At 68.1% G+C, this 25,066-nt stretch carries 16 protein-coding genes; 1 reads left to right on the top strand and 15 read right to left on the bottom strand.

From position 1 onward, the window contains the following. Positions 1-680: pyridoxal-phosphate dependent enzyme (locus Mlute_RS02745; protein ID WP_119359225.1), on the top strand; the 680-nt coding region annotated here is incomplete at its 5' end. On the opposite strand, the gene crtI is transcribed toward Mlute_RS02745, so the two are convergent. From crtI to pyrR, 15 genes are all read right to left on the bottom strand, one after another. Beyond that, on the bottom strand, positions 677-2,311 hold the full coding sequence (gene crtI / locus Mlute_RS02740) for a phytoene desaturase family protein (protein ID WP_119359220.1): 1,635 nt from the start codon (positions 2,309-2,311) through the stop codon (positions 677-679). The two genes, Mlute_RS02745 and crtI, sit on opposite strands and share 4 nt — an antisense overlap. Before the next feature lie 52 nt (positions 2,312-2,363). Further along, entirely contained in the window at positions 2,364-4,106 is a 1,743-nt protein-coding gene (gene rny / locus Mlute_RS02735; protein WP_119359219.1) for a ribonuclease Y, read from the bottom strand. Positions 4,107-4,310: 204 nt separating this feature from the next. Continuing rightward, on the bottom strand, positions 4,311-5,357 hold the full coding sequence (recA, locus tag Mlute_RS02730; RefSeq protein WP_119359218.1) for a recombinase RecA: 1,047 nt from the start codon (positions 5,355-5,357) through the stop codon (positions 4,311-4,313). Further along, the gene (gene thpR, locus Mlute_RS02725; protein WP_119359217.1) at positions 5,350-5,874 is read right to left on the bottom strand and encodes an RNA 2',3'-cyclic phosphodiesterase; all 525 of its coding nucleotides are present in this window, start codon (positions 5,872-5,874) and stop codon (positions 5,350-5,352) included. Before thpR ends, recA begins: the two co-directional genes overlap by 8 nt. Continuing rightward, positions 5,871-7,058, bottom strand: coding sequence for a CinA family nicotinamide mononucleotide deamidase-related protein (locus Mlute_RS02720; protein ID WP_119359216.1), 1,188 nt, complete (start codon positions 7,056-7,058; stop codon positions 5,871-5,873). The genes thpR and Mlute_RS02720 overlap by 4 nt, the downstream gene beginning before the upstream one ends. Before the next feature lie 77 nt (positions 7,059-7,135). Beyond that, complete coding sequence (gene ygfZ / locus Mlute_RS02715) at positions 7,136-8,113, bottom strand: CAF17-like 4Fe-4S cluster assembly/insertion protein YgfZ (protein ID WP_119359215.1); 978 nt, start codon at positions 8,111-8,113, stop codon at positions 7,136-7,138. Positions 8,114-8,153: 40 nt separating this feature from the next. Beyond that, a complete protein-coding gene (locus tag Mlute_RS02710; RefSeq protein ID WP_119359214.1) occupies positions 8,154-11,492 on the bottom strand; it encodes a DUF7933 domain-containing protein in 3,339 nt (1,112 codons plus the stop codon). Continuing rightward, positions 11,489-16,984, bottom strand: a complete 5,496-nt coding sequence (locus Mlute_RS02705; RefSeq protein ID WP_245958827.1) for a hypothetical protein — start codon at positions 16,982-16,984, stop codon at positions 11,489-11,491. The genes Mlute_RS02710 and Mlute_RS02705 overlap by 4 nt, the downstream gene beginning before the upstream one ends. A gap of 59 nt (positions 16,985-17,043) precedes the next feature. Then, the gene (locus tag Mlute_RS02700; protein ID WP_245958826.1) at positions 17,044-18,153 is read right to left on the bottom strand and encodes a DUF11 domain-containing protein; all 1,110 of its coding nucleotides are present in this window, start codon (positions 18,151-18,153) and stop codon (positions 17,044-17,046) included. A gap of 80 nt (positions 18,154-18,233) precedes the next feature. Then, entirely contained in the window at positions 18,234-20,954 is a 2,721-nt protein-coding gene (locus tag Mlute_RS02695; RefSeq protein ID WP_119359212.1) for a beta strand repeat-containing protein, read from the bottom strand. Between the two features lie 12 nt (positions 20,955-20,966). Next, the gene (locus Mlute_RS02690) at positions 20,967-21,473 is read right to left on the bottom strand and encodes a DUF11 domain-containing protein (protein WP_119359211.1); all 507 of its coding nucleotides are present in this window, start codon (positions 21,471-21,473) and stop codon (positions 20,967-20,969) included. A gap of 272 nt (positions 21,474-21,745) precedes the next feature. Further along, a complete protein-coding gene (locus tag Mlute_RS02685; RefSeq protein WP_119359210.1) occupies positions 21,746-22,228 on the bottom strand; it encodes a hypothetical protein in 483 nt (160 codons plus the stop codon). A 35-nt stretch (positions 22,229-22,263) separates the two neighbouring features. Beyond that, positions 22,264-23,568, bottom strand: coding sequence for a dihydroorotase (locus tag Mlute_RS02680; protein ID WP_119359209.1), 1,305 nt, complete (start codon positions 23,566-23,568; stop codon positions 22,264-22,266). A gap of 6 nt (positions 23,569-23,574) precedes the next feature. Then, the gene (locus Mlute_RS02675) at positions 23,575-24,498 is read right to left on the bottom strand and encodes an aspartate carbamoyltransferase catalytic subunit (protein ID WP_119359208.1); all 924 of its coding nucleotides are present in this window, start codon (positions 24,496-24,498) and stop codon (positions 23,575-23,577) included. Then, complete coding sequence (gene pyrR / locus Mlute_RS02670; RefSeq protein ID WP_119359207.1) at positions 24,495-25,040, bottom strand: bifunctional pyr operon transcriptional regulator/uracil phosphoribosyltransferase PyrR; 546 nt, start codon at positions 25,038-25,040, stop codon at positions 24,495-24,497. The genes Mlute_RS02675 and pyrR overlap by 4 nt, the downstream gene beginning before the upstream one ends. Positions 25,041-25,066 lie beyond the last annotated feature (26 nt).

The following is a 25,066-nucleotide window of genomic DNA, read 5'->3' as shown; positions in this document are numbered from 1 at the left end:
GGATTGCGGTGGCGGTCAAAAGCCTGCGCCCCGAGGTGCGGGTTGTGGGGGTGCAGGCCGAGGGCTGCGCCCCGGTCAACCTTTCCCTCAAGGCCGGGGCGCCGGTGAGCGTTCCGGCCGCCCAGACCATCGCCGACGGCATCGCGGTCAAGCGTCCGGGAAGGTTGACCCTGCCCCTTATCCAGCGGTACGTGGACCAGGTGGTGGAGGTGAGCGACGACGAGATCGCCCGCGGCATTGCCCACTGTGCCCAGGACCTCAAGCTGGTGGTGGAGGGGGCTGGCGCGGCAGGAATGGGGGCTTTGCTTGCCGGTAAGGTACCTTTTTCTCCGGGGCAGACCGTAGCCACCGTGCTGTGCGGGGGCAACATAGACGGCAACCTGCTCTCTCGGGTGATTGAGCAGGTGCTGGTACGCCAGGGGCGCTATATCCTGCTCAAGCTGGCGGTGGTGGACCGGCCTGGGGCCCTAGCCCGGGTGGTCTCGCTGGTGGCCGAGGCAGGGGCCAACATCGTAGACATCTTCCACCGCAGGGCCCTCTGGCTGGCCCCGCTGGGCAAGGTGGGGGTGGAGCTGGTGCTGGAGGTCCGCGATGCCCAGCACGGGGAGGCGGTGCTGCGCGCGCTGGAGCAGGCCGGCTACCACCCCGAGCGGGAGCGGGTGGGGGACTGGCCGGACTAGGCGGGCTGGGGGACGGAGGGGCTTCCCTTGGCCTTCTCCAGAAGGCCGAAGTCCTGGGCGATGAGCCGGGCCGTCATCTTAGCCGACATCATCACGCTGGGGGTGCCGGCCCCCGGCTGCACCCCGGCCCCCACCAGGTAGAGGTTTTGGATGTCCTCGCTTCTGTTGTGGGGCCGGAAGAAGGCCGACTGGGCCAGGATGGGCTCGGGGCCGAAGGCGTTGCCCAGGTAGCTGTTCAGGGTGTGCTCAAAATAGTCGGGGGTGATGAAGCTTTTGTGTACCAGCCGCTCCATCAGGCCCGGCAGGTAGCCGCGTTCGTCTAGGAAGCGCAATACCTTGTCCGCAAAAGGCTCCCCTAGCAGCTCCCAATCTAGTCCGCTGCCGTTGTGGGGTACCGGCACCAGGGTATAGGCTGCGTGGTGCCCCGGGGGGGCCAAGGAGGGGTCGGTAAGGGTAGGGATGTGCAGGTACTGGCTGAAGTCTTTGGCCAGGATTTTCCTCCCGAAGATGTCCCGCAGCAGCCCCTCGTAGCGGGGGCCTAGGATGATGTTGTGGTGCTTTAGCCGCTCCCCCTCGCGGCCGTCGGCTCGGAAGCCGAAGTAAACGACCACCAGCGACATGCTCTGGGGCCGCCTTTTCACCACCCAGTCGGCGTTCCAAAAGCGGTACTGGGGATCAATGAGCCTCAAGTAGGTGTGGGCGTAGTCGGCATTGGAAACCACCAGGTCGCTTTCAAGCGTGCTGCCATCGGTGAGGGTTACGCCCTTGGCTACTTTTTTACGGCCTTCCCGCAGCACGTTGATCCTTACAACCTCGGCGTTGTAGCGGATCCGTCCGCCCAGCTCCTCGAACTTTCGCACCAAAGCCCGCACCAGCGCCCCGGTGCCCCCCAGGGCGAAGTGGACCCCCCAGGTTTTTTCCACGAAGTGGATCATGGCGTAGATGGCCGGCACCGCCAGGGGGTTGCCCCCGATGAGCAAGGTCTCAAAGCTGAAGACCTGGCGCAGCTTGGGGGAGCGGAAGTACTTGCTGGTGAAGCTGAAAAGGCTGCGCACCGCGTCCAGCCGCAGGAGGTCGGGCACGATGCGCAGCATGGTTAGGGGGTCGCCGAAGTGGGTGTAGCCCAGCTCGAGGAAGCCCCGCTCAAAGATGGCCTTGGCGTCGCGGTGGAAGCGCTCGTAGCCCTCGAGGTCCCCCGGCTCCCCCAAGGCGGCCACCTGTCGGCGGGTGTGCTCAGGGTCGCCGTCGTAGTCAAAGCGGCTCCCGTCGTCAAAGTGGATGCGGTAGAAGGGCAGGATGGGCACGATCTGGACGTACCGGCGGGTATGAGGCCCCCCCGATGGCCCCTCCCGCACCCTTTGGTCCTCGCCCCGCACCGACTCGGGAAAGTCGGGCAGGTGAAGCCCTGGACGGCCCCGCTCTAGGGCGAAGAGCTCCTCAATAAAGTGGGGCACGGTGATGACCGTGGGCCCCATATCAAAGGTGAAACCGTCCACGCGCTTGGTGTAGGCCCGTCCGCCTGGGCCGTCCAGCTTTTCCAAGATGGTGGTCTCAAAGCCCAGGCTCTGTAGGCGGATGCCCATGGCCAGCCCGCCGATGCCCGAGCCGATGACGATTGCGCTCCGCGCCATACCAAGGAGAATACCCACACCCCGCAAGGAGGTTTTTCGGTAGGGCTACAAATCACTTGGCGAATTCCACTGCCCGGCTTTCCCGCACCACCGTGACCTGCACCTGGCCAGGGTAGTTCATGTCCCGCTCAATGCGCCCAGCGATCTCGCGGGCCAGCAGCACCGCCTTGGCGTCGGAGATGCGCTCGGGCTTCACGATGACCCGCACCTCGCGACCGGCCTGCACCGCGAAGGCGTGCTCCACACCGGGGAAGGAGAGGGCGATCCGCTCGAGCTGTTCTAGGCGCTGGATGTACTCCTCCAGGCTTTCGCGCCGCGCGCCGGGGCGGGCTGCGCTGATGGCGTCGGCAGCGGCCACCAGCACCGCGTAGAGGGTCTCGCCGTTCTCGGGGTCGTGGTGGTGAGCGATGGCATCTACGACCTCTTTGGGCTCGCCGAAGCGAGAGGCCAGGGTAATGCCGATTTCCACGTGGGTGCCCTCGATCTCGCGGTCCACCGACTTGCCCAGGTCGTGCAGCAGGCCGGCCCGGCGGGCCAGCGCAGCGTCCAGGCCCAGCTCGGCGGCCATGATGCCGGTCAGGTGAGCCACCTGGATGGAGTGCTTGAGCACATTCTGCCCGTAGGAGCTTCTGAAGTGTAGCCGCCCTAGAAGCTGCACCAGCCCCGGTTTCAGGCCCACCACCCCGGCCTCCAAGGCGGCCTCCTCCCCCCGCTCGTAGATGAAGGTCTTCATCTCGTTCTTGGCCTTTTCCACCACCTCCTCAATGCGGCTGGGGTGGATGCGGCCGTCGGCCACGAGCTGTTCTAGGGCCATGCGGGCAATTTCCCGGCGCACCGGGTTGAAGCTGGAGAGGAGCACCGCCTCGGGGGTGTCGTCAATGATGAGGTCTACCCCGGTCAGGGCCTCAAAGGTGCGGATGTTGCGACCCTCGCGGCCAATGATGCGGCCCTTCATGGCATCGGAGGGGATGGGCACCACCGAGACGGCCAGGGCCGCGGCGGTCTCGGAGGCCTGGCGCTGGGCGGCCAGGGCCAGCAGTTTTTGCGCCTCGCGCTTGACCTCGAGCCGAACCCTCTCCAGGTTGGCCTTGACCCGCAGGGCTTTCTCCTCCTCTAGCTCGGCCTCGAGCTTGGACAAAAGCAGGTTCCGGGCCTCCTCTTGGGTCATCCCAGCCACTTCTTGGAGCCTGAGCTCAATCTGCTTTTCCCGCTGGGCCAGCTCGGCCTCGCGGTTCTGGAGGCTTTTTTCCAAGGCGTCCAGCTTTTCCTCCTGCTCGTCCAGCCGGGCCGCACGGGCGTCAAGCTGCTCTCCCCGCCGGGCCAGCCGCTCGGCTTCCCGCTTGAGCTCCTCCCGCTCGGCTCGAGTGGCCTGCATCTCGTTCTGCAAGCGCTCCCGCTCAGCCTTTAGGGAGGCCCGATCTGCCTCTAGGCTGGCCTGCAGGCGCTCGCGCTCCTCCCTTAGCTGCTGGCGCAGCCGTTCCTCGCCTTGCTGGCGTAGCCGCTCGAGCTCGGTTTGGGCGCTTTGCCGCAGGTTTTGGGCCTCGGCCAGGGCGCTGCTGCGGAGGTGCTGGGCCTCCTGGCGGGCCGCTTCTAGCTGGGCTCTGGCCTGCTCTAAGACCGCCTCGGCCTGTCGGCGGGCCGCCTCCAGAATCTGCTGGGCCTCCCGACGGGCGGCCTCGAGCTCGCCTTTGTTGACCTCGGCCAACCGGGCGCTGCGCTGGGCCAGCGCCACCACCGCCACCCCCAGCACGAGCACCATCAGGGCCAGTATTGCGTCTAAAATCGTAAAAGCCATCGCTACCTCCTCAGCAAGGAGGTTCTCTCAGTTTCGGGTCGGGTGGATGCCTAGCTCATCTACAAAGCGCGGGTTGGGCTCGAGGCCCGATGCCCTGCAGCGGCCAGACCGCCTTCCAGCCGCTCAGCCCGGCGGCTTGCCGGGCGAATCCTTCCCCCCATGTCTTCCGGGCCCTTCATCCTGGGAGAACCCCACAAGTCTCGCTCAAACCTCGGCGGCCTCTGCCGCTTCGCCTTCCTCGGAAGAGGCCGTCAGTACAGCTAGCTTACCAGCTTGGGCTAGAACTTTCTCACGGATCTCCTGGGCCAGCCGGGGCTCGCCCTTCAGGAACTCGGCGGCCTTTTCCTTGCCCTGGCCGAGCCGTACCTCGCCGTAGGAGAGCCAGGAGCCGGACTTGCTGATTACCTCGGTGGCGATGGCAATGTTCACCAGGTCGGCCAGCGGGTCAATGCCCTTGCCAAAGTAGAGCTCTATCTCGTGCTCACGGAAGGGGGGGGCCAGCTTGTTCTTGGTGACCTTGACCTTGACCCGGTTGCCCACCGCTGCGTTGCCCACTTTGATGGGCTGGCCCTGCTTGCGCACATCTAGCCTCACCGAGGCGTAGAACTTGAGGGCCCGACCGCCGGGGGTGGTTTCCGGGTTGCCGTACATGGTACCCACCTTTTCGCGAATCTGGTTGATGAAGATGGCCGCGGTGTTGCTCTTGGCCAGCACCGCGGTGAGCTTGCGGAGGGCCTGGCTCATCAGCCGGGCCTGCACCCCCACGAAGGCGTCCCCGATGTTGCCCTCTATCTCAGCCTGGGGCACCAGTGCGGCCACCGAGTCCACCACCACCACGTCCACGGCCCCGCTGCGGGCCAGCAGCTCCACTATCTCTAGGGCCTGCTCGCCGGTGTCTGGCTGGGAGACCAACAGGTCGTCTATGTTGACCCCTAGGCTCTTGGCGTACAGGGGGTCTAAGGCATGCTCGGCGTCAATAAAGGCCGCTACCCCGCCCATCTGCTGGGCCTGGGCGATGATGGAGAGGGCCAAGGTGGTCTTGCCGCCGGACTCTGGACCGTAAATCTCGATGATCCGGCCCTTGGGGATGCCGCCCACCCCAAGGGCCATGTCCAGGCCCAGGCTTCCGGTGGGAATCACGTCCACCTGCTGTTTGGGGGCCTCCCCCAGGCGCATGATGGCCCCTTTTCCAAACTGCTTTTCAATGGTCTTCAGGGTGCCCTCTAAAACCTTCTGCTTTTCCTTATCCATACCCACTCCCATTCAGCGGAAACTCCTCTAAAACGCGATACTTTGCCCCTGCGGGTTCCAGCTTTGACTCCACCAAGCATACCGCTCGGGCGGTAAAGTGCAGATTCACGACCACCGGCCCTACCCGGGGCGCAGGCCCCTTCTTTCGGGCTAGGGTGAGGTGAGGGTGGAAGCTGTCCTCCTCCACCCCTAGGGCTTGCCGCAGGCCGGAGGCCAGGGGTTCCAGGCCGGCGCCGCTGGCCTTGACAAACCAGACCCGAGGAGGGCCGGCGGCGGGGAAGTAGCCGGTGCCCCCCAGGGTCACCTCAAAAGCGGGAACCCGGGCGGCCACCTCTTTTCCGGCCCGGTGCAGCTCTGGCAGGCGGTCTTCGGGCTGCTCTCCTAGGAAGAGCAGGGTGATGTGCATCTGGCGGGGCTGCACCGGCCTCCAGCCCCTGTAGGGGCGCAGCCTTTCTTGGATCTGGGCTAGGTTTTGCTGCACCGCTAGGGGAGGGAAAAGAGCGTAGAAAAGCCTCATTGAAGCGCTCCCAGCAAGAAAGCCAAAGCGGCGTGGGCGGCCCGCTGCCGCAGCACCTCGCGGCTGGCCCCAGGCAAGTGGTAGTGCCTCGAGCGTGCTCCCTCCGGTCCGGCCAGGCCCACGTAGAGCGTGCCCACCGGCTGCCCCTCCAGCTCCTCTGGACCGGCTACCCCGGTGGTGGCCAGGCCATAGGTGGCCCCGAGCTGTTCTCGGGCCAAGGTGGCCATGGCCTCGGCGGCCGCAGCCGAGACCATCCCTTCAGCCGGGAGGCCCAGGTGGGCCTTGGCCTGGGGATGGTAGGCCAGAAGCCCCCCCAGGTAGACCTTGGAAGCGCCGCCGACCGAGGTGAGCAGGGCGCTCAGCGTGCCGCCTGTCATGGACTCCAGGGTGGCTAGGGTGGCCCCTCGAGCCTGCAGCCGCTCCAAGGCCAGGGTGGGCAGGCTGTCCCCGTCTTCCCCCCAAAGGGCCTCCTTCAGCAAGGAACGGACGGTTCCTACCAGGCGGTCTACCGCCTCCGGCTCACCCCGCACCACCACCGCTACCCCGTCGGTATGGGCGTAGGTGCCCACCTGGACTGGGCCGCTGCGCTGGAAGAGCTCGCCCAGCAGCTCGGCTATTCGCGACTCCCCCAGGCCAAACGTCTTGAGGGTGGCCTGTTTGTAGGGGCGGGGGGGCAGGCCTAGCTGGGGCAGGAGCTGGGCCCACATGGGGCGCCACTCGGCTGGGGGGCCGGGTAGGGCCACCAGGTCCTTGCCGTCCCGCCGTACCCACCAGCCGGGGGCGGTGCCCCGGGGGTTGGGAATCCAGCGGGCCGAGGGAATCCTCAGGGCTTGCTTGCGGTTGGCCTCGGGCATCCGCCACCCCCTTTGGGCAAAGAGCGCCTCTAGCTGGGCCAGCATCTCGGGGTCGCTTTCCAGCTCTTCCCCCAGGGCCTGGGCCACCGCCTCGCGGGTGATGTCGTCCGGCGTGGGGCCAAGCCCCCCCGAGAGGACCACCAGCCGGGCCCCTTCCCAGGCCCGACGCACCTCCAGGGCCAGGGTTTCTAGGTGGTCGGCCACCCGCAGGGTGCGCCGCACCGTTAGGGCATAGGGGCGAAGGCTGGCGGCGATTTCCGCGGTGTTGGTGTCCACGGTTTCGCCGTAGAGCAGCTCGTCCCCCACCCCGATTATTTCTGCTGATAACATACTATCTTCCATATTTTATACTTTTTTTGAAAAAATGGAACTACCTCCCCTTCATCATACGTAAAAGGAGAGGGGCGCTACTCCAAGGGAAGGCCTGCCACCGTGGCCGACCAGTCCCCTACCCGAACCTGGTCCCCTGGGCGCAGCTCCTTGCGCAAAAGAGCCAGGGCCACCGCGCCCCATTCCGGCGACTCCACGGCGGTGCCCACCCGTCCCACCGGCCGGCCCTCCCGGAAGACCTCGGCCCCCGGGGGTATCTGGACCTGCCCCAGCAGGGCCATCAGGTGGTAGCGGGTCTGGCCGCGGGCCTCGAGCCGGGCCATGATTTCCTGCCCCAGATAGCAGCCCTTCTTGTAGTTCACCCGGCTCCCCAGGCCCACCTCCTGAGGCAGCTCCCCAAGGGCTTCCGCCAGGTCGGGCTGGCCTCGCTCCACCCGCCAGATATGCCAGGCCTGGCGGCCGACTGGGGTTGCCCCGTGTTCCAGCAGCCGGGGGGCCAGCACGGCCGCTTCTGGGAGCGGGAGCAGCAACCAGAGGCCCAGCTCATCGCGGGCCACCACCCCGCCGGGAGTCCGGCTTAGGCCCCAGCGGGGAGGTAGGGGGAAAAGTTGCTGCCCCACTGCTTCGGCCTGGGGGCCCTGCAAGCGCAGGAGGGCCCGGGGTAGGCTCTCTACCTCTACCTGGTCAAAGACGATGTAGCGGTGGAAGCGCTGGGCTAGGGCCTGGGCGCTGGGGGAGCTTACCCAAAGGGCCTCCCCCAGGTGGAAGACCCGCCCCAGGTGTTCAATCTGGCCTTTGGCGTTTAGGAAGAGGGTCTCGAACCAGCTCTCTTTGGGCATTCCCCGAATGTCGGAGGTGCACTGGTTGTGCAGGAATTCGGTTCGGTCGGCCCCTCTCAGCTCCAGAAGGCCCTGCTCGGAGAAGTCCAGCAGGGCCGCTCCTTGGTACAGCGCTTCTAGCTCCTCCTCTACGTTCCCGTAGCTCCAGGGCACCTCTGCCTCGCCTTCCCGGCCCCACACCACCCCCCGCGCCTGGTGAAACGCTCCTAGCGACATACATTTCCAGTTTATTCGGCCTTGCGAGGGCGGAATGGACTCACTTCACCTGAACCCGGTAGCAAACGCTGCCTCCGGCCCCGGCGGCCAGGTTACCTATCTGCACCCGGACCACCCCTCCGCTCACCTCCCCGGGGTCGCTGTCCGCGGCCTCGGTGAGGGGGGTTCCGCCCAGCCGCAGGCTGCCCGCTTGGTAGAGGGTGAAGAAGGGGATGGGGTCGGTGAGGACCACCCCGGTAATGGGCTGGCTGCCTAGGTTTTGGTAGGCGATGCAGTACTCCAGCACCTCCCCAGGCCGCCCCGCGCCGCTCCTGGCAAAGGGTGTGCCTTGGGTCACGTTGCGCACCTCCTTGGTGAGGGAAAGGCCTCCTGGAGGCAGGATCGTGGTGGTGTCCACAAGCCGCTTGGCCTCCACGACGCTTGGGTTGTTCGCCCAGGTTAGGCTAAGGTTGAGCTGGACCAGGTCTACGCTGCCGTGGGGTACTCCCCCGGGCACCTGCACTTCCAGCTCCACCGCGCAGGCCCGCGGACTTCCGTCCGGCTCGCGGGGCCAGGTGGCGTCCACACTGAAGCCCAGGGGCGGGGCGACGAAGCCCTCGCCGGGGTCATCAAAGTCGCCGTCGCAGTTGGCATCCCGCCGGAGCCTGTAGGTGAAGCCGCCCCCGGTTGCCCCAAGGCTCACGCTGCCTAGGGTGCCTGGGCGGAAGAGGTGGGCGTAGGTGATGGTGCCCGGGCTGGTGGTCTGCCCCGACTGGTCGGGGCTCAGGCGGCTCTCACGCGCCACCCCAAAGTTGTAGCCCTCGTAATACTGGCCGGCGGCAAAGCTGCCGATGGTACGGCTGGCGGCGGCTGGCGCCCCATAGCTGGCGGCCAAGCTCACGCTCGAGCCCCCCACGTTGCTGCCGGTGGCGGGCTGCTGAGGGTGGCTCAGGGTCAGGGAGGAGCCAAAACTAGCCGGTATAAACAGCGTGTAAAGGCCGTTGGCATCGGTGTAGGCGCTGCGGCTGTTGGTGCCGCTCGAGGCCGTGACCAAAACGTTGGGAATGCCGGGCTCCCCCCCGTCTTGCAGGGCGTTGTTGGCGGTACCGCTGCCTTGTCCATCGTCGCGGAACACCGTGCCCCGGATGCGCGAGCCGTTGAACAGGCCGAAATCCTGGCCCGCGAGGCTGCTGCCGCTCATGGCGATGCTCCGCGAACCCGCTGGGTTCACAAAGAGCCATCCCGTAGGGGCTGCGGGGGTGGTGGCCGTAGGGGTGGTGGCCACCACCAGGGTGTAGCTGCCGGGGGGCACCGCGCTAAAGGTATAGGCGCCGCTGCCCGCGCTTACCGCCACCGACTGGACCACGCTGCCGCCCTGTACCAGGTTTACATACACGGTAGGCCCGCTCCAGCCCTCAGAAGGCTCGGCCATCCCGTTGGGTTCCTGGTCGGCGTAGACCCGGCCCGAAAGGCTGGCCCCCAGGATGCTCAGGGTGGCGCTGGCCGCGGTAGTGTTGTTGCCCTGGTTGGTCTGCAGAGCCCCGGCGGGGAGGGTGTTGGTGTAGCTGCCGGGGGCGCTGCCGGTCACGTTCACGCTCACCGTGCACGAGCCGTTTGCTGGAATCTGGGCCCCGTTCCCCAGGCTCACCGTGCTGCTCCCCGGGTTGGCGGTAACCGTACCGCTTGGACAGGTAGTGGCGGTGCCCGCGGGGCTAGCCACCACCAGGCCTGAAGGGAGGTTGTCCACCAGGGCGGCGGTGAGGGTGGCGGGGCTGGCGTTGGGGTTGGTCAGGGTAAGGGTGAGGGTGCTGGTGCCGCCTACGGGAATGCTGCCCGGGCTAAAGGCTTTGCTCAGACTGGGCGGGGTGGGCACGCTGGCGCTGGCCGTGGCGCTTGCGCTTTGGTTGAAAGCGGTGCCCAGGGTCTGGCCGTTGTAGCTGACCTGGGCGGTGTTGGTCAGGGTGGTACCGGCGGCGCTGGGCAGCACCTGCACCCTAAAGCGCACGCTGGCCCCCTGGCTGGGGAGGATCAGGCCGCCCTGGGTGGCGTTCGCCCCGGTGCCCAGCCGGAAGCGCACGCAGGGGGGGCTGCCCGAAAGCTCGGAGCAGGCCGTGGCGTACTCGGCGATGTCGTCGCCGCTGGCGTCGGTGAAGGTGCCGGTAGGGGCCGCGGCGGCGTTGGAGAGCACCTGGAGGCTTCCCGGCACGTACTGGGTGCCCGCCGGGATGGGGTCGCGCACCACCACGTTGGTGGCCCCGTCCCCCCCGGTGTTGGTGAAGCTGATGGTGTACTCCAGGACGTCGCCCACCAGCACATTGCCCCCGTTGAGGTCGTTCACGGTCTTGGTGAAGGTGGTGGTGAGGTTGGGGGCGTAGATGTTCACCGCGAAGGTGAGCACCTGGGGGAAGTAGACGTCCTGGGTGGAGGTGAACTGCAGGTCTATGGAGGTGGTGCTGTTGGGCAGGTTGTTGTACTGCACCACGTCGGCGTCCAGGGCGAACTGGTTTACATAGTCGGGGTTTTTGTTGGTAAACCGACTGCCCAGGGCGCTTACGCTGGAGTTGAAAAAGTTATTGGCCGGGTTTTGTCCATCGGAGAGGCTGGCCCAGGTGGTGGCGCCGGTGGGTCGGATTTGGAGCTGATCGCCCGTGATCCCAGCGTCGCCCTCCCAGGCCACCGCGCCTATGCGGGCCTCCACGGCGCCCACCGCGGGGGTCAGCAAGCCGGAGACGGTTTGGGTCACATTGTTGCCGTTGCTCACCACAGCCAGCCCCTGGGCCACGGTGAGCCGGCGGAGGGGCTCGGTGGGGTGCTGGTAAACCACCACCAGGCTCCAACCGGCATAAAAGCCTAGGTCATCGTTGCCGGTGAGGGCGGTGATGTTTGCCACCCAGTAGTCGCCTGAGCCCGCGGCCTGCACCAGGCTGGTTACGTCGCGGAAGGCGGCGTAGGGGCGGCTGGTGGCAGCGCCTTGGGTGGTGATGGTCTCAAGCCAGTCGGCGGTTAGGGTCTGGTAGCTGCTTCCTGGTGGGCGGAAGCGAATCTGGTTGCGGGTGGTGCTGCTGGGGTCGGCGCGGGCGCCCCAGTACAGCCCGGCAAAGAGCACCTGGGCCCCGGTGGGCAGGCTCAGGGTGGCGCGGGAGGAATTGGGAGTGGAGCCATCACCATCAAAATCAACGAACACCATAGAAAGGTTGTTGCTCAGGCTGGTGTCGCTGGTGTTGCAGTTGGGGGGGTTGCTGGGGGTGACGGTGCTGTTGTCGCAGGTCATCAGGGTGTTGCCGATGACCACAATGTTGCCGGTGGTGTTGCTGTTGAACACGTTGGTGAAGCTTCGCACCACCTGGGCCTGAGCCAGGCCCAGCGCGAGGGCCAGCAGGAAGAAGAGGAGCCTTTTCACCTTTCCCCTCCTAAAAAGTCCAGCCGCAGGTAGAAGCCGGGCGCGGTGTCCGGGGTGAGGCCCAAGGAGCCGCCAAAGGTGTAGCCCAGGTTGAACCACACCCCCTCCACCAGGCGGAAGCTGGCCTCGAGCGAGAACGCCGTGGCGCTCGTCGCGGTTCCGGGCTGGAGCTGGTGGTAGACCGCGGCCCCCAGGCCCAGCCAGTCGGTGAGGTAGTAGTTGCCGCCCAGGCCCAACTGGTAGGTGTGGCCCTCGGGGTCGTCCAGCTCGAGGCGGTAGGCCAGGCTGGGCCGGAGCTGGAAGCGGGGCCCGGGGTGGTAGCCCGCGGCCAGGGCGCCCTCGAGGGCGCGCTCAACCCCACTGTTCAGGCGGTGGTAGGTGAGGAGCGACACCTCGCGCCCGCGCAGGGCGTAGGCCAGGGTGAAGCGGCCCTCGAAGGTGGGCACAACCTGGGCGTTGGCGTCCAGCGAGAGGGTCTGCTGGGCATCGGGCTGCCCGGTGGCCCCGGCCCTGAGCACCACCTTGGGCCCCCCGGCGGCCCAGGCCGTCTCGGCCCCCAGGGTGGCGCTAAAGCCCTCGGCCCCGTAGCGCAGGGCCAGGCCAAAGGCGGCCTGGTCGGCCCCGGTGGAGAGGCTGCGCTCGTAGCCCGCGCTGGCGTTCAGGCTCCAGCGGTCGGAAAGGGGCAGGGGCGCTTCCAGGCCAAAGCGGGCCCGGTTGCCCTCTCCCGCCGCGCCGGGGAGCTGATAGGCCAGCGAGAGGTTGGCGCCCCCCAGCTTTTGCTTCAGGCCCAGGCTGCCCGAGAAGCCCTGCCCCCAGGTCTGGGCCAGGTCGGCCTCGGCGGTGAGGTTGGCGTCAAAGGCGTAGCTGCCGCGCAGGCGGGTGGTGGCCATCTCGGCCAGGCTGAAGGGCTGGGCGTGGGTGAGTTCCGTATTCAGGGGCCCGCTGCTAAAGCCCAGCCGCCCCAGGCCCAAGAGGGTGGCGGTTTCCCAGGTGTAACCCAGCCCGCCCCCCACCGAGAAGACGGGGTTCAGGCGGCGGGTGTAGAGCAGGCCGGTCTGGTTGGTCTCGGTGGTCTGGTGCTCTAGGGAGACCCGGTCGGCCTCGCTCAGGCTGTAGGCCACCTGGGCCTGGCCCTGGAGCCTGCCCTGGTAGCTCAGGTTGGCGGTGGACTCCAGGGGGCCATTCTTGCCGGAGAGCTCGAGGCCAAAGCGCTCCCCCGTACCCCGGCTGTAGGTGGCCCGCAGGCCAAACCCCGGTATCTGGTAGGCGGCCTCGGCCCCGTAGCGCCAGCCATTGCCGGGCAGGTACGCGGCCCCCGCCCCGAGGCTAAACCCGCCCAGCCGCCAGCGGGCCCCGGCCCCGTAGCCCAGCTCGCGGGCGCCGCCCAGCGGGGCGTAGACCACCCGCAGCCGCACCGGCTGGAAGTCGGAGCCGCTAGGCCAGAGCGGCTCGGAGAGGGTCAGGATGCCGCTGGCCGCGTCCAGCACGTAGTCCTTGAGGCGCTCCAGGCGCTTCTCGCTGGCCCCCACCAGGAGGGTCACCTGCTCGCTGCCGGGCTCGGCGGGGCCGGAGAGCCGGTAGAAGCGGGTGCCATCGGGCACGATGAGGTCGGTTTTGCTCCCCACCGGCAGCCAGCCCACGAAGCCTTGCAGGGCCAGGTCGTCGCGGGTCTCCAGGCGCAGGGCGGTGCCCTGGGGCAGCTCGCCCACCCCGAACACGCTCAGCCGGTCGGCGAAGTAGCCCAGGCTAAAGCCCTCCTGGTCGTAGCGCAGGGCCACCGGGTCGTCGGAGCGCAGGGGCCTTTGGGCCTCGGTTCCCGCACCTGTGAGGGGGAAGCGCCCGGTGGGGTCGGGCAAGTCCCGCAGGCCGCTTTCGGGCTCGGGCCGGCCCTGGTTGAAGCGCAGCGAGCCATCCAGGGCGGCCCGCAGGGTGCCGCCGCCCAAGGGGCTTTCCAGATAGCCGCGCCCCAGGCCGAACACCTGGACGCTCTCGCCCAGCCGCGCCCCCACGCTGCCCTGGAACTGCCACACCCGGTTCTGGCGGCCCAGCACGAAGAACTCGGCCTGGCCCTCGAGCTCGCCAAAAACCAGCCGCAGGCGCAAGGAAGTGGGGGTGGCGGTGGGTTTGAGCCGCAGCAGGGCCTGCCCGTCCTTGAGCAGCACCTGGTAGCCCGAGAGGAGCGGGAAGGCGTCGGGCTCGAGGGGCTCCGGCCAGGCCTCTACCGTGAGGGGCCCGTCGCCGCTGGGCAGCCCCAGGGCGTCCAGGGCCCGTATTTCCAGCTCCAAAGGGGTGCGGCCATCGGCCAACAGGCGCAGGGGGCGCACCTCCAGCCGCACCGGCCTCCCCGCCAAGAAGACCTCCACCTGGTCGCCCCCTGCCGCGGTCTGCACCTCGATCAGGTTGCGCCCTTCCTTCAGCGGCAGGCCGTAGTATTCCAGGCGTTGAAAGCCTCGTTCGCTGTCGTAGACGGCTTGGCCCAGGTTTTTGGCGTCCACAGGCTGGCCGTTTAGGGTTAGGCGGGTTTGGGGGTCCAGCGGGGTTTGCAGCACCACCCGGATCTTGTCTACCCGGAAGAGGGTGCCGGGCAGGGGTTCTTGAATGAACCCCTCGCGGCCCCTTACCTCCAGGGGCCGGGCCCTTTCATAGCTGGCAAAGGTTTGCTGGCCTTGCAAATACACCTCCCGGTCGGCGAGGCGCAGGGTCAGGGTGGGTTCAGCCACGGGCCCCAGGGCCTCGCGGTGCCGCAGCCCGTAGGAGAGGGTTCCCTGCGCCTGGTAGGGCAGCTCGAAGTAGAGCCGGCCCTCCTCGTCCACCCGGGGGTCGGGCAGGGGCCGGCCGTCCAGCCGGGCCGAACCGGGTTCGTAGAAGGCCCCCGGCGGCGGCTGGTGGGTCAGCAGCAGGCGTTCTCCGGCGCCGCTCTGGAGGTTGAACTCGAGGTGAATGGTGGAAAGCCGCAGGGGCTCCAGCAGGGGCAGGGCGGTCAGCACGGCCTTGGCGGGGAAGGAGGCCGGGACCCCGTTCACAAAGGCCGTGGCCTGCAGGGCCAGCCCACCCGCCCGGCTGGGCTGGGCGGGGAGGGGAAGGCGCTCCTCCTGCCCAGGCCGCAGGGTGAGCCGGAGGTCCTCAGGGGGCTGGAGGCCCAGCCCGGGCTCGGGGGCCAGCCTGAACTCCAGGGAGAGGGAATGGTCGGTGGGGTTGCCCAGGGTCAGGGTGTAGCGGGCCTCACTGCCCACCAGGACGCGTTTGGGCTCCACCTCGAGCCCAAGGGGTAGGGGCACCCTTCGGAGGGTTTGCCGGGCCTCCTGGGCGTCGGCGTTGGAGCCCAACCGGGCGGTAAAGGTGCCTTCGGCCTCGGGGCCAAAGCGCACCCGGGCTTTGTAGGTGTGGGTGGCGCTCCCGCCGGGGGCCAGCACGCCGCTGAACCCGGGGGCTTGCGCCACCTCGAGCCACTCGGGGTAGGTGTCCTGGAGGGTGTAGCTCAGGGGGGCCTGGCCGGTGTTGCGTACCTCCAGCCGCACCTCCACCTCCTCCCCCGGCACTACCACCCGTTTGTCCAGCGAGCGCGAGAGCTGGGCCACCGGGCGCAGCACCTGCACCTCGGCGCGGGCCTCGGCCAGGGCTTCGCCCCGTTCATCGAGCAGCCGGGCGGTGTTGGCAAGGGTGGTGGGGGCTTCGGGGGTTACGCGGGCGCGCACCTCGAGCGCGCGCTCCTCGCCGGGCGACAGCTCCAGGCTCTGGTCCAGCGGCGGGCCCTCTAGCCCAGGCCCCAGGCGGTCCTGCACCCGCACCCGGCCAGCCTCGTCGCCGGTGTTCTGCACCCACAGGCGCCAGACGGCCTCGCGGCCCACCGCCACGCTGGGGGTGAGGGCTTCCTTGCGCAGGGTGAAGGTGGCGGGCTGGAGGACGCGCAGCCGGGCCTGGGCTTGCTGCTGCCAGGGGGCCAGGACGGCACTCACTACGGGCTCGCTTTTGCAGATAGCCCGCACCCGCACCCCCAACACCGCGTCGCGGCCCTGGGCCACGGGGGCGGTCAGGCGGGGCGCGTCCAGCGCTTCCAGGCAGGGGGGGAGCAGAAGCTCCACCTCGGCGGGCAGCAGGCGGGGGAAAGCCGTGTGGACGCGGGCCGTCAGGAGGGTCTGTTCGCCGACCCGCAGGGGGGTGGGGCTGGCCTCCAGGCTGAGCCGCACCTCCGGGTAGACCCTAAAGCGCGCCCGCCCGGTCTGGCCGCTCTCGAGCCGCACCGATCTGGGCCCCTCAACGCGGGCCCCCTCCAGAGCGGGCGTCAGGGTGTGGGCCCCCGCGGGCAGGTCAAGGCGGCCCTTGCCCTCTTGCAGGGTCACGGCTTGGTCGCCTACCCGAAGGGGCAGGTCAAAGGGCTCTTCGCCATCGGGCCGCACCAGCACCGCCTCGAGTTCCAGCGTGGCCCGCGGTGTGGGTGGAGGGGGCGGCGGTGTGGCCTCGGGAAGCTTCTCCACCACGAAACGGGCCTGGCCCCCCGCGCAGCCAAAGCGCGCGCTCCGCTCATCCAGGCGTTCGCCGCCCTGCGCCTCCAGCCGCACCAGGCGGTAGCCTTCGGGCACGAAGGGCAGGCGAACGGTGCGGATTTTGTCCCCCTCGGTAAAGATGGGCAGGCCCACGGGCCGGCCTTGGGTATCCACCACCGCCGCCGTCACCGGGCGCGGGGCTACTGCCCGGAAGGCGCCCCGCTCCACCTCCAAACAGGCGTCCACCCGGAAGCCGAGGGTGTTGGAGTACTGGGTGGCGGTTTTGGGTTGGCGGAAGCCAAAGGCGACCACCCCCGGCTGGCGGATCTCGTAGTAGGCCCAGTCGCGGTCCCCGGAGACGCCGCGCGGCTCTGTACGCCCGTCCGGCAGCCGTACCCGGCCCTCCATCTCCTTGGGGCCGTCCTCGTCGTAGAAGCCCACCCGCAGGGGCAGCACCTCGGGGCTCACCTCCAGCGCGAAGGGCTCGAGCCAGCCCTTCTGGGTCTTCCGCGCGTCGTAGAGCTGCAGGGTGGGGTCTACCAGCAGCTCGGCGGCCTCCGGCACGCTGGTCTGGATGCGGTAGCGGAAGGCGTTCTTGCCCAGGCCCAAGAGGCGGCTGGAAAGCTGGTACACGCCGGGCTCGACCGGGCCCCGGAAGAAGAGCACCCAGCGGTGGGGCTCCACCGTGTAGGTCTCTTGGGCCAGAAGCCTTCCGTCGCGCGCCAGCGCAAACTCTGCCACCATCTCGCCCCGGCCCTTGTCGTAGCGTTCGTCGCCCAGTTCTTCCCCGCCCCTCAGGGCCCGGCGGTAATCGCCGGGGTCAAAGCCGGGCGAGTAGATTTGCAGGTTCAGGAGGGTGGGCCTGCGCACCACCACGCTGGCCCTGAACTCCTGAATCTCCCAGCCCAGCCGGTCGCCCGGCACGATGCCCACAAGGTCGGTGCGGGCCTGGGCCAGGGCAAGGCCGCCGAAAGCCAGGAGCCAAAAGCCCAGGGCCAGTAACAGCACGCCAGGGTACAGGCCTCTCTTTCTGAGCCCTGAGCCCTGTGCTTTCCGCCCTATCCCCTTCACGGATACCTCCAGCGCACCTGGGGGTCGGTCAAGGGGCCGCCCGGCAGGTCGTAGGTGAGGGTGGTCTCGCCCTGGAACTGCTCAAACCGGAAGACCCGTTCCCCGCCTTCGGGCAGCGGGTCGGTGAGGGTCAGGTCGGTGAGGGTTTCGGCAGAGCGTAGCACCAGCACCACCCGCACCCCACCCGGGAGCGGCAGCAGCTTTTTCTCCACCTTCAGCGGCCCAAACTCCAGCGTGGTCTCGCGCTGGGCCCGGGCCAGGCCAGCCGGGTACTCGAGCGGAAAGTCGCTTGTGGTCAGGCCCTCCACCCGCACCCGGTGGCGGTAGCCGTCCCCCAGGGCCTCGGGGTGGGGGAGGGGCCGGAAGGGGGCCGAGGCGGGCTCGAGCATCACCTCCCACAGCCCCCCCACCAGGTTGCGGAAGCTGTAGCGGCCCTCGCCGTCGGTCAGGGTTTGCAACCCGTTGCTCAGGAGTACCCGGGCCCCCGGCAGCGGCACGTCCAGGCCCGCGGTGTACCGACCGTCGCGGTCGGCGTCCAGGAAGACCCGTCCCAGCAGGTTGTGGGGTGGGGCGAACACCCCCTGCTGGAGCTTTACCACCGCCGTGGCCGAGAGGACCGCCCTGGCCTGGGCCCCTTGCCCCTCCCGGGCGGCGGTGGCGGTGGCGATGTTGACCAGCCGCTCGGGGGCCCCGGGCAGGACCTGCAGGGCGTAGCTGAGCACCAGCCGGTCTTGCCCTGGCCCGACGCCCAGCCGAAGCCCCTGCCAGCGCAGTTTGTTCCCCTCTAGGCTGGGTTCTGCCGGCGCGGCGGTTCCGGGGACGTACCGGGTGCCCGCCGGGGGCTGGTCCTCCAGGTCCACGAGGAGGGGAGCCTGCCCCGGGTTGACCAGGGTCAGGGTGTAGACCAGCCGGTCCCCCACGGAGGCCTCCTTTCGGTCCACCTCCTTGGAGAGGAGGAGCGAAAGGCTCACCCGGGTTTCCACAGGGTTGGAGGGGCGGGTCTGGCCGTCGGCCTGGGCCGTGGCCTGGTTGCGGATGACCGCCTGGCCCCAAGCGGGGCCCACCCCGAGGCTAAAAATCAGGATTAGAAAAGGCCCTATTCTCATGTTCCGGGCTCTGAAAGGGGAAAAAGGGGGCCTTGGCCGAGCCCTAAAGAAGCGCATCCAAGACCCCCGCATGCTTCGCGCTACTGGACCTGCACCCGCAGGGTCAGGGTGAGGCTGGCCCCGGGCGGCATGGTGTCGTTGCTGTCAATCGTTCCGTTCCCATCCGTGTCCACGCCCACGTAGAGGCTGCTGCCGGCGGGCAGCGAGCTGGGCGCCGTGGCGTTCCAGCTGGTCCCGTTCGTGGAGTAAAGCACCGTCACCGCGCCGGTGAAGCCCGAAACCGCGGCGCTCACGCTGACGAAGCTGGTGTAGGCCGGCAGGGGGTCGGAGACCCGAACGTTGGTGAGGTTGCCGGTGCCGATGTTGCTGGCCACCACGGTGTAGACGATGTGGTCCCCTGGGAAGGCCTCCGCCCCGCTCGGATGGCGCACCGTGGAGCTGCTGCCCACGTAGCTCACCGCCGACTTGGTGAGGCTGAGCTCGCCGCCCACGATGGTGGTGGTGACGGTCGCGGTGTCGCTGGCGGCGCCCCCGCCTGGGTAGGTGGCGTTGGCGGTGAGGGTCACGCTCTCGCTGCGGCCAATGGGCTGGCCCCCGGGGACCTGTACCCGCACGTAGACCGGCACACTGCCGCCCGAGGGGACCGCAATCCCGGAGAGCGAGGCGCTCCAGGTGCTGCCGTCGGTGGAGAGCTGGTAGGTCCAGCCGTAGGCGCTCGTCACCGCGGGGATGCTCACCGTGGCCTGGGCGTTCCCGGTGTTGACCAGGTTGTGGGTGTAGGTGATGGTGCCGGGGCTGGTCACGGTGCCGCTGCGGTCGGGGTCAAAGGCAAATCCGGTCACCAGGTTCACATTGATGGCGGTGGACACCACATCCGAAGAGACGGGCTGGATACCCGGGGTGTTGGCATCGGCGTCGGTGGCGCTGTCCACCCGGAAGCTTATGGGGTTGTTCCCGGGGGCGGTGCCGGTGGGAATCTGCACCACCGCGATGTAGCACCGCTTGTTGGCCACCCCAGGGTTTACCAGGCCGGTGTTGGTGATGGGGCTTGGGGTGGGGCTGTCCATGGCCCCGTCGCAGTTCGCGTCGGGATAGAAGGCCACGCTCCAGCCCGACGGGAGGGTGGGGGCGCTCAGGTTGAAGCTGTCGGGGTTGACCCCGGTGTTCACCACCTCGAGCGGGAAACTCACCGCGCCGCCGGGGTTGGCGCTCGCGGCGGGAGGATTGTCGTTGGCCGGGTTGCCGTCCCCGCCCGTGCCCAGCCTGGCGAAGTCCACGCTGTAGCCCGAGACCACCTGGGCCACGGTGTCCTGGGTGGTGTCGGTCTTGCTGCTGTCGTTCGTGCTGGTGGCGGTGACGGTGAGGTTCACCGCGGTGCTGCCCGTGTAGGTGGCGGGCACCGCGCAGACCAGGTCAAAGTTGAAGTCGCTCCCTGGGGCGATGGGGCCCACAGGCCCGGAGATGGGGGTGATGTGGTCGGCGTGCCGGAAGCCGCAGGACCAGCCCGTGGGCGCCCCGCTCACCGAGAGGGTGAAGCTGTCCGGGGTGTTGCCGGTGTTGCGCAGGGTATGGTAGAAGAACAGGGTTTGCCCGTTGTAAGCCGAGGCGATGCTCTGGGTGTCGCCGGAGCGGGTGATGGTGTAGCCCCCGGCGGTGTACGTGCCGGAGGCGCCCGCGGCGGGGAAGCCGAAGGGACCTACCGCCACATTGTAGGCCGCGCCCACGGTGCTGGTGGTGCTGTTGGTGGCCTGGGTCTGGTTCTGGCTGCCGTTGTTGTACTGGACGGCGGCGGTGTTGGTGTACGAGGTGCCCTGGGCTGCCCCATTGGGCACGGTGGCCTGGAAGCTGAAGGTGTAGCTAGCCCCCTGCGGGAAGAAGGCCCCGCTTCCGCCGATGAACATCCCAACCGCGACGGTGCCGTTGCCGGTGAGGGGTAGGTTGGATGAAGCAAGGGGTTGCCAGGTGCTGCCGTCGGTGGTGTAGACGATCTGCACGGTGCCTGCGCCCGCGCTGCCGGTGGGCAGGGTGCTCACCACCAAACCGTTGGGAATGGTGTCCCGGACCAAGATGCCCGTGCCGAGCCCGCTCACGCTGACCCCGCTTGCTGCGCTGCCCCCGGTGTTCTGGCCAAAGATGGTGTAGGTGATGGTTCCCCCGGGGCTCACAGCCCCGCTGGGGCTGGCCGATTTGGAGGCGGTGAGGGCCGCGGCGGTAGTAGCGGTGGCCCGGGCCCAGTTGTCGCTGTCGCTGGGGCCGCCCGAGGAGGTGCCCACCAGGTTCAGGTTCGCGTACTGGCCGCCCGGGGTTCCGCCCGGAATGGTGGCGGCCACCACCACGCAGGCCGAGCTGCCGGAAGCCCCCTGCCGGGCCAGGCTCAGGCTGGTCACGGGGGTTTCGCCGGCGTCTAAAGCGCCGTTGCAGTTGTTGTCCCGATAGATGGTCACCCCGGTGGGGTCAAAGTTGTCGGTGGTGGAGTCCTGCAGGGTAGAAAGCGCGACGCTGTCCGTGCCGTTGCCGGTGTTGCTCACCGTGTAGGCGAAGTAGACGGTGGCGCCCGCCAGGGCGGTGCGGGTCTGGCCCGGGCTGGTTTGGGTGCCGTTGGGGGTGATGGTCAGGCTGTAGACCTGCTGCACCACGGTGATGACCTGGTTGGAGGTGGTGGTTCGGGGCTGTCCCGCCGAGTCAACGTAGCTGGCTGAGGCTTGGTTGGCGATGCTGGTGCCGGCCGGGGTGGGTTGGGCCAGGGCGATGCCTAAGACCAACCATAGGGCCAGGGCCAGCGCGGAAAGGGTTTTGGGCATTCGTTCCTCCTTTTAGCGCACGACCGCGCGCAGTCTGAGCGATACGCTTTCCTTAGGACCGAGCTGGGGTATGACCCAGCGAGCATGGGTGTACTCTTCGGGTTTTACCTCTACTTCCTTCCTGACCTCCTTGCCGTTTTCCACCACCCGGACCACCCGCTTGAGGGGTGGGCGGCCGTAGGTCTGCCCCCCGTCAAAGCTGAACTCGGGGAGGACCCAGCCCTCACGCTGCAGGGCTTGGGCGCTGTTTTCCAGGTAGCGGGTGGTGGTGGGAATCGGGACAACCAGGGCCACCTGGCTCAGGGGGCGGTCGGTGGTGTTGGTGGCCTCGAGCCGGTACTCAATCACCTGGCCGGGTCTGGCCTCCAACGCCGGCAGGAGCCGCTCCACCGTCCGGCCCTCCTGTTGCAAAGAGGTCACCAAGAAGGCCTTGAGCTCAAGCCGAACCTCCTCCCGCCCCTGGGCCAGGGCGCTGCCCAGCAGGAGAAGCGCGGCTGCGAACCAGTGGAATGGGTGCATCCTTCCTCCCTGAAGTGGGGTTGCTGTCACGCAACCCGAGTTTTTAGGTTAGCGAGGGGTGGGCTGGAGTCCCGTGCATCCGTCACCTACCCCGGATGGGTATAGACCCACTGCCCCACCTGGGGCGGGCTTAAGGAAAAGAAAAAGCCCTTTCTGATGGCAAAAAGAGGCGTAACGAAATGTAACGGCCCCTGGCCTGGGGAAGGGGTGGGGGTCCTTTGGCGAAGGACTAAAAGCGGCGCACCGGCTGCGCCGCTTTCGCTTCGTCCCCTTCAGGGCAGCACCGCCACCTGGGCCACCATGTTGCGAAACTCCAGGGTTCCCGCGGTGGCCAGGCCGCTTTCCAGCCGCACCCCTATCCAAAGGTTGCCGCTGTTGATGCCTTGGGTGAGCCGCGTTCCGGTGAGCTCCAGGGGCTGAGAGGCGCCGCTTTGGAAGCTGGCCTCACCGGCCCGCTGGATGTGGGGGGCGTTGGGATCGCACAGGTAAAAACCTTGGGCCTGGCTGGAGCAGGGCTCGGTATCGCTCACGAAGAAGGTGAACCGGGCCGAGGCCTGCTGGTACCTGAGGGTGCCCTTCAGGACCACACTGCTCAGGCTCAGGGGGGGTTTATCAAAGCTCTGCTTGACGAAGACCGCCTGGCTTGACTGCACTGCTGCGATGTCCACATCAAAATCCCGCAGGGGCACCGATATAGGCGCGCTGCTGCAGGCCATCAGGACAAGCGAAAGGGTTGAGAGAGTCCAGCGTCGCATGCTGTGTAGATTAGCAAAGGCCGATATGAGGCTTTTTAGCCCAGCCCTTCAAAGACCACCCGCCCCTCCACCAGGGTCAGGAGGGGCCAGCCTGAGAGCCCCCAGCCCGCCCAGGGGCTGTACCGAGCCTTGGAGGCGAAGCCCTTGGGGTCTACTGTCCGCCTTTGGGAGGGGTCCCAGAGCACCAGGCTGGCCTCGGCGCCCTCCTCCAGGTGGATGGGGGGGAGGCCCAGGATGCGCCGGGGGCCATCGGTGAAGCGGGCCACCAGGACGCTTAGGGGAAAACCCCGCTTCTGAACCAGCTCGGTGTAGAGCAGGGGCCAGGCCACCTCCAGGCTGGGTATGCCGAAGGGAGCCCGGAGCAGGTCCAAGGACTTCTCGTCCTCGGTGTGGGGGGCGTGGTCGGTGGCCACGCAGTCTAGGCTGCCCTCTAAAAGCCCCTCCACCAGGGCCTCCACGTCGGCCCAGGTGCGCAGCGGGGGGGCCACCTTGTAAAGGGGGTCAAGGCCTTCCAGATGGGCATCGGTCAGGGTCAGGTGGTGGGGGGTCACCTCGGCGCTGATGGGCAGCCCTTCCCGTTTGGCCTGGCGGACCAGCTCGAGGCCTCGCCTTGTGCTCAGGTGCTGGAAGTGGAGCAGGCTCCGGCCCTGGGGGCGCGTCTCCAGGGCCTCCCAGACATAGCGCACCACTTCCAAGTCGCGGGCGATGCGGGCGCTCTCGGCGTAGGCAGGATTCCCAGGCAGGCCAAGCCGCCAGGAGACCTCCCCTTCGTGCATCACCCCGCCCCGCCGCAGCCCCGCGTCCTCGGCGTGCACGGCTACCGGGAGCCCCCAGGAGGCCGCGTAGCGCAGCCCTAGGGCCAGCACGCCGGCGTCCTCGTTGGTGCGCCCGTCGTCGGTGAGCAGCACCGCCCCCGCCTCGCGCAAGAGCCGGGCCTCGCACAGAACCTGACCCTCTTGTCCCTGGGTCAAGGCGGCGGCCGGGTGGAGCCGGGCGCGGTCAATCTGGGCGGCCTTCTCCCTCAGGGCCCGCACCGCCTCGGCCCTGTCCACCACGGGGGTGGTGTTGGGCATAGAGACCAAGTCGGTGTAACCGCCCCGGGCCGCGGCCTCCAGACCGCTTCTTAGGTCCTCCTTCACCTCCTGTCCGGGTTCCCGCAGGTGGGCATGGAGGTCAAAGAAGCCCGGGGACAAGCAGCGTCCCTTGGCCTCAACGACCCGTTGGGCCTCGCCTCCCGAGAGCGAGAGGATGCGTCCTTCGCCAACCAACACATCGGCCGTGCCGTGTTCCCCTCGAGCGTCCACCAGGGTTGCGTTCTTGAACAGGATTTCACCCTTCATTCAGCCCTACCTTTTCCCCACCAAGACGTGGTAAAGCACCGCCATCCGCACCGCTTGCCCGTTGGCCACCTGGCGCTCCACCAGGCTGCGGGGGGAGTCGGCCAGGGTACCCTCAATCTCCACGTCGCGGTTCATGGGGCCGGGGTGGAGGAGGGGGGCCTCGGGCTTGGCCCAGGCCAGGCGGGCCTCGGTGATCTGGTAGCCGGCGATGTACTCTGGCAGGGAGGGCAGCAGCCCCTTGTCCATCCGCTCCTTTTGGAGCCGGAGGGCCATCACCGCATCGGCCTCCTCTAGGGCTTCGCGTAGCTTGGTGGTAAGGGAGGCCCCGGGCAGCTTGCCCGGAAGCAGCGTGGCGGGGCCGCAGGCCACCACCTGGGCGCCCAGCCGGGGCAGCAGCTCGGCGTTGGAGCGGGCCACCCGCGAGTGCAGAATGTCGCCCACAATGGCGATTTTTTTGCCCTCCAAGCTCCCCAGCTTTTCCCGCAGGGTAAAGGCGTCCAGCAAGGCCTGGGTGGGATGGGCCCGCCAGCCGTCCCCAGCGTTGATGACCGGCTTTTGCAGCCAGCGGTGGGCCTGGTGAGGCACCCCGGCAGCATCGGTGCGGAGGATGTAGGCGTCTATGCCCATCTGGTCAAGGGTTCGCAGGGTGTCGCGGTAGGTTTCGCCCTTGGCGGTGGAGCTGGCGCTGCTCGTGAAGCTCACCACATCGGCGGACATGCGCCGGGCGGCCAGCTCAAAGGAGATGCGGGTGCGGGTGGAGGGCTCAAAGAAGACCGTGGCTACCGTGAATCCGGTGAGGGCCGGCACCTTCTTGACCGGGCGGGCGAGGACCTCCTGCATCATTTGGGCGGTTTCCAGCAGGCTCTCGAGCTGGGCCCGCTCCCACTCCTGGAAGTCTAAGAGGTGTTTGGGAAAGGTGGCCCCGCTCACGTCTCCCCCACCTCCCAGAGCTCCACCGCGTCCTCGCCATCGTCCTCGAGGGTTTTGACCTTTACCACCTCGCTTCTTGAGGTGGGCAGATTTTTCCCCACGAAGTCGGCCCGGATGGGCAGTTCGCGGTGCCCCCGGTCCACCAGCACCGCCAGGTAGATGCGGCTGGGCCGGCCCTGGTCAATCAGGGCGTCTAGGGCGGCCCGGGCGGTGCGGCCGGTGTAGAGCACGTCGTCTACCAGCACCACCGCTTTGCCGTTTAGGTCAAAGGGGATGCGGGTCTCGCGCACCCGGGGTTGCAGGCCAATCTCGGTTAGGTCGTCGCGGTAGAGGGTGATGTCCAGGATGCCCATGGGCACCCGCTGCCCCTCAAAGCGCTCCACCAGCTCCACCAACCGCTTGGCCAGGCTGATGCCGCGGGTGTGAATTCCCACGAAGCAGAGCCTCTGGGTGCCCTTGTTCTTCTCAATGACCTCGTGGGCGATGCGGGTAAGGGCGCGGCGTACCTCGTCGGCGTTGAGGATGCGGGACTTGAAGGTCATGGTCTTCCCTCCAAGCCTAGCCTACC

It is taken from the genome of Meiothermus luteus, assembly GCF_003574085.1.
In the GTDB taxonomy this organism is placed as follows: Bacteria; Deinococcota; Deinococci; order Deinococcales; family Thermaceae; genus Meiothermus; species Meiothermus luteus.
This window is presented reverse-complemented; position numbering and strand designations above follow the sequence as displayed.

Bases quoted from the DNA above. Each gene is read 5' to 3' on its own strand.
- crtI (WP_119359220.1), bottom strand. From the start codon at position 2,311: ATGGCGCGGAGCGCAATCGTCATCGGCTCGGGCATCGGCGGGCTGGCC.
- rny (WP_119359219.1), bottom strand. From the start codon at position 4,106: ATGGCTTTTACGATTTTAGACGCAATACTGGCCCTGATGGTGCTCGTG.
- recA (WP_119359218.1), bottom strand. From the start codon at position 5,357: ATGGATAAGGAAAAGCAGAAGGTTTTAGAGGGCACCCTGAAGACCATT.
- thpR (WP_119359217.1), bottom strand. From the start codon at position 5,874: ATGAGGCTTTTCTACGCTCTTTTCCCTCCCCTAGCGGTGCAGCAAAAC.
- Mlute_RS02720 (WP_119359216.1), bottom strand. From the start codon at position 7,058: ATGTTATCAGCAGAAATAATCGGGGTGGGGGACGAGCTGCTCTACGGC.
- ygfZ (WP_119359215.1), bottom strand. From the start codon at position 8,113: ATGTCGCTAGGAGCGTTTCACCAGGCGCGGGGGGTGGTGTGGGGCCGG.
- Mlute_RS02700 (WP_245958826.1), bottom strand. From the start codon at position 18,153: ATGAGAATAGGGCCTTTTCTAATCCTGATTTTTAGCCTCGGGGTGGGC.
- Mlute_RS02695 (WP_119359212.1), bottom strand. From the start codon at position 20,954: ATGCCCAAAACCCTTTCCGCGCTGGCCCTGGCCCTATGGTTGGTCTTA.
- Mlute_RS02690 (WP_119359211.1), bottom strand. From the start codon at position 21,473: ATGCACCCATTCCACTGGTTCGCAGCCGCGCTTCTCCTGCTGGGCAGC.
- Mlute_RS02685 (WP_119359210.1), bottom strand. From the start codon at position 22,228: ATGCGACGCTGGACTCTCTCAACCCTTTCGCTTGTCCTGATGGCCTGC.
- Mlute_RS02680 (WP_119359209.1), bottom strand. From the start codon at position 23,568: ATGAAGGGTGAAATCCTGTTCAAGAACGCAACCCTGGTGGACGCTCGA.
- pyrR (WP_119359207.1), bottom strand. From the start codon at position 25,040: ATGACCTTCAAGTCCCGCATCCTCAACGCCGACGAGGTACGCCGCGCC.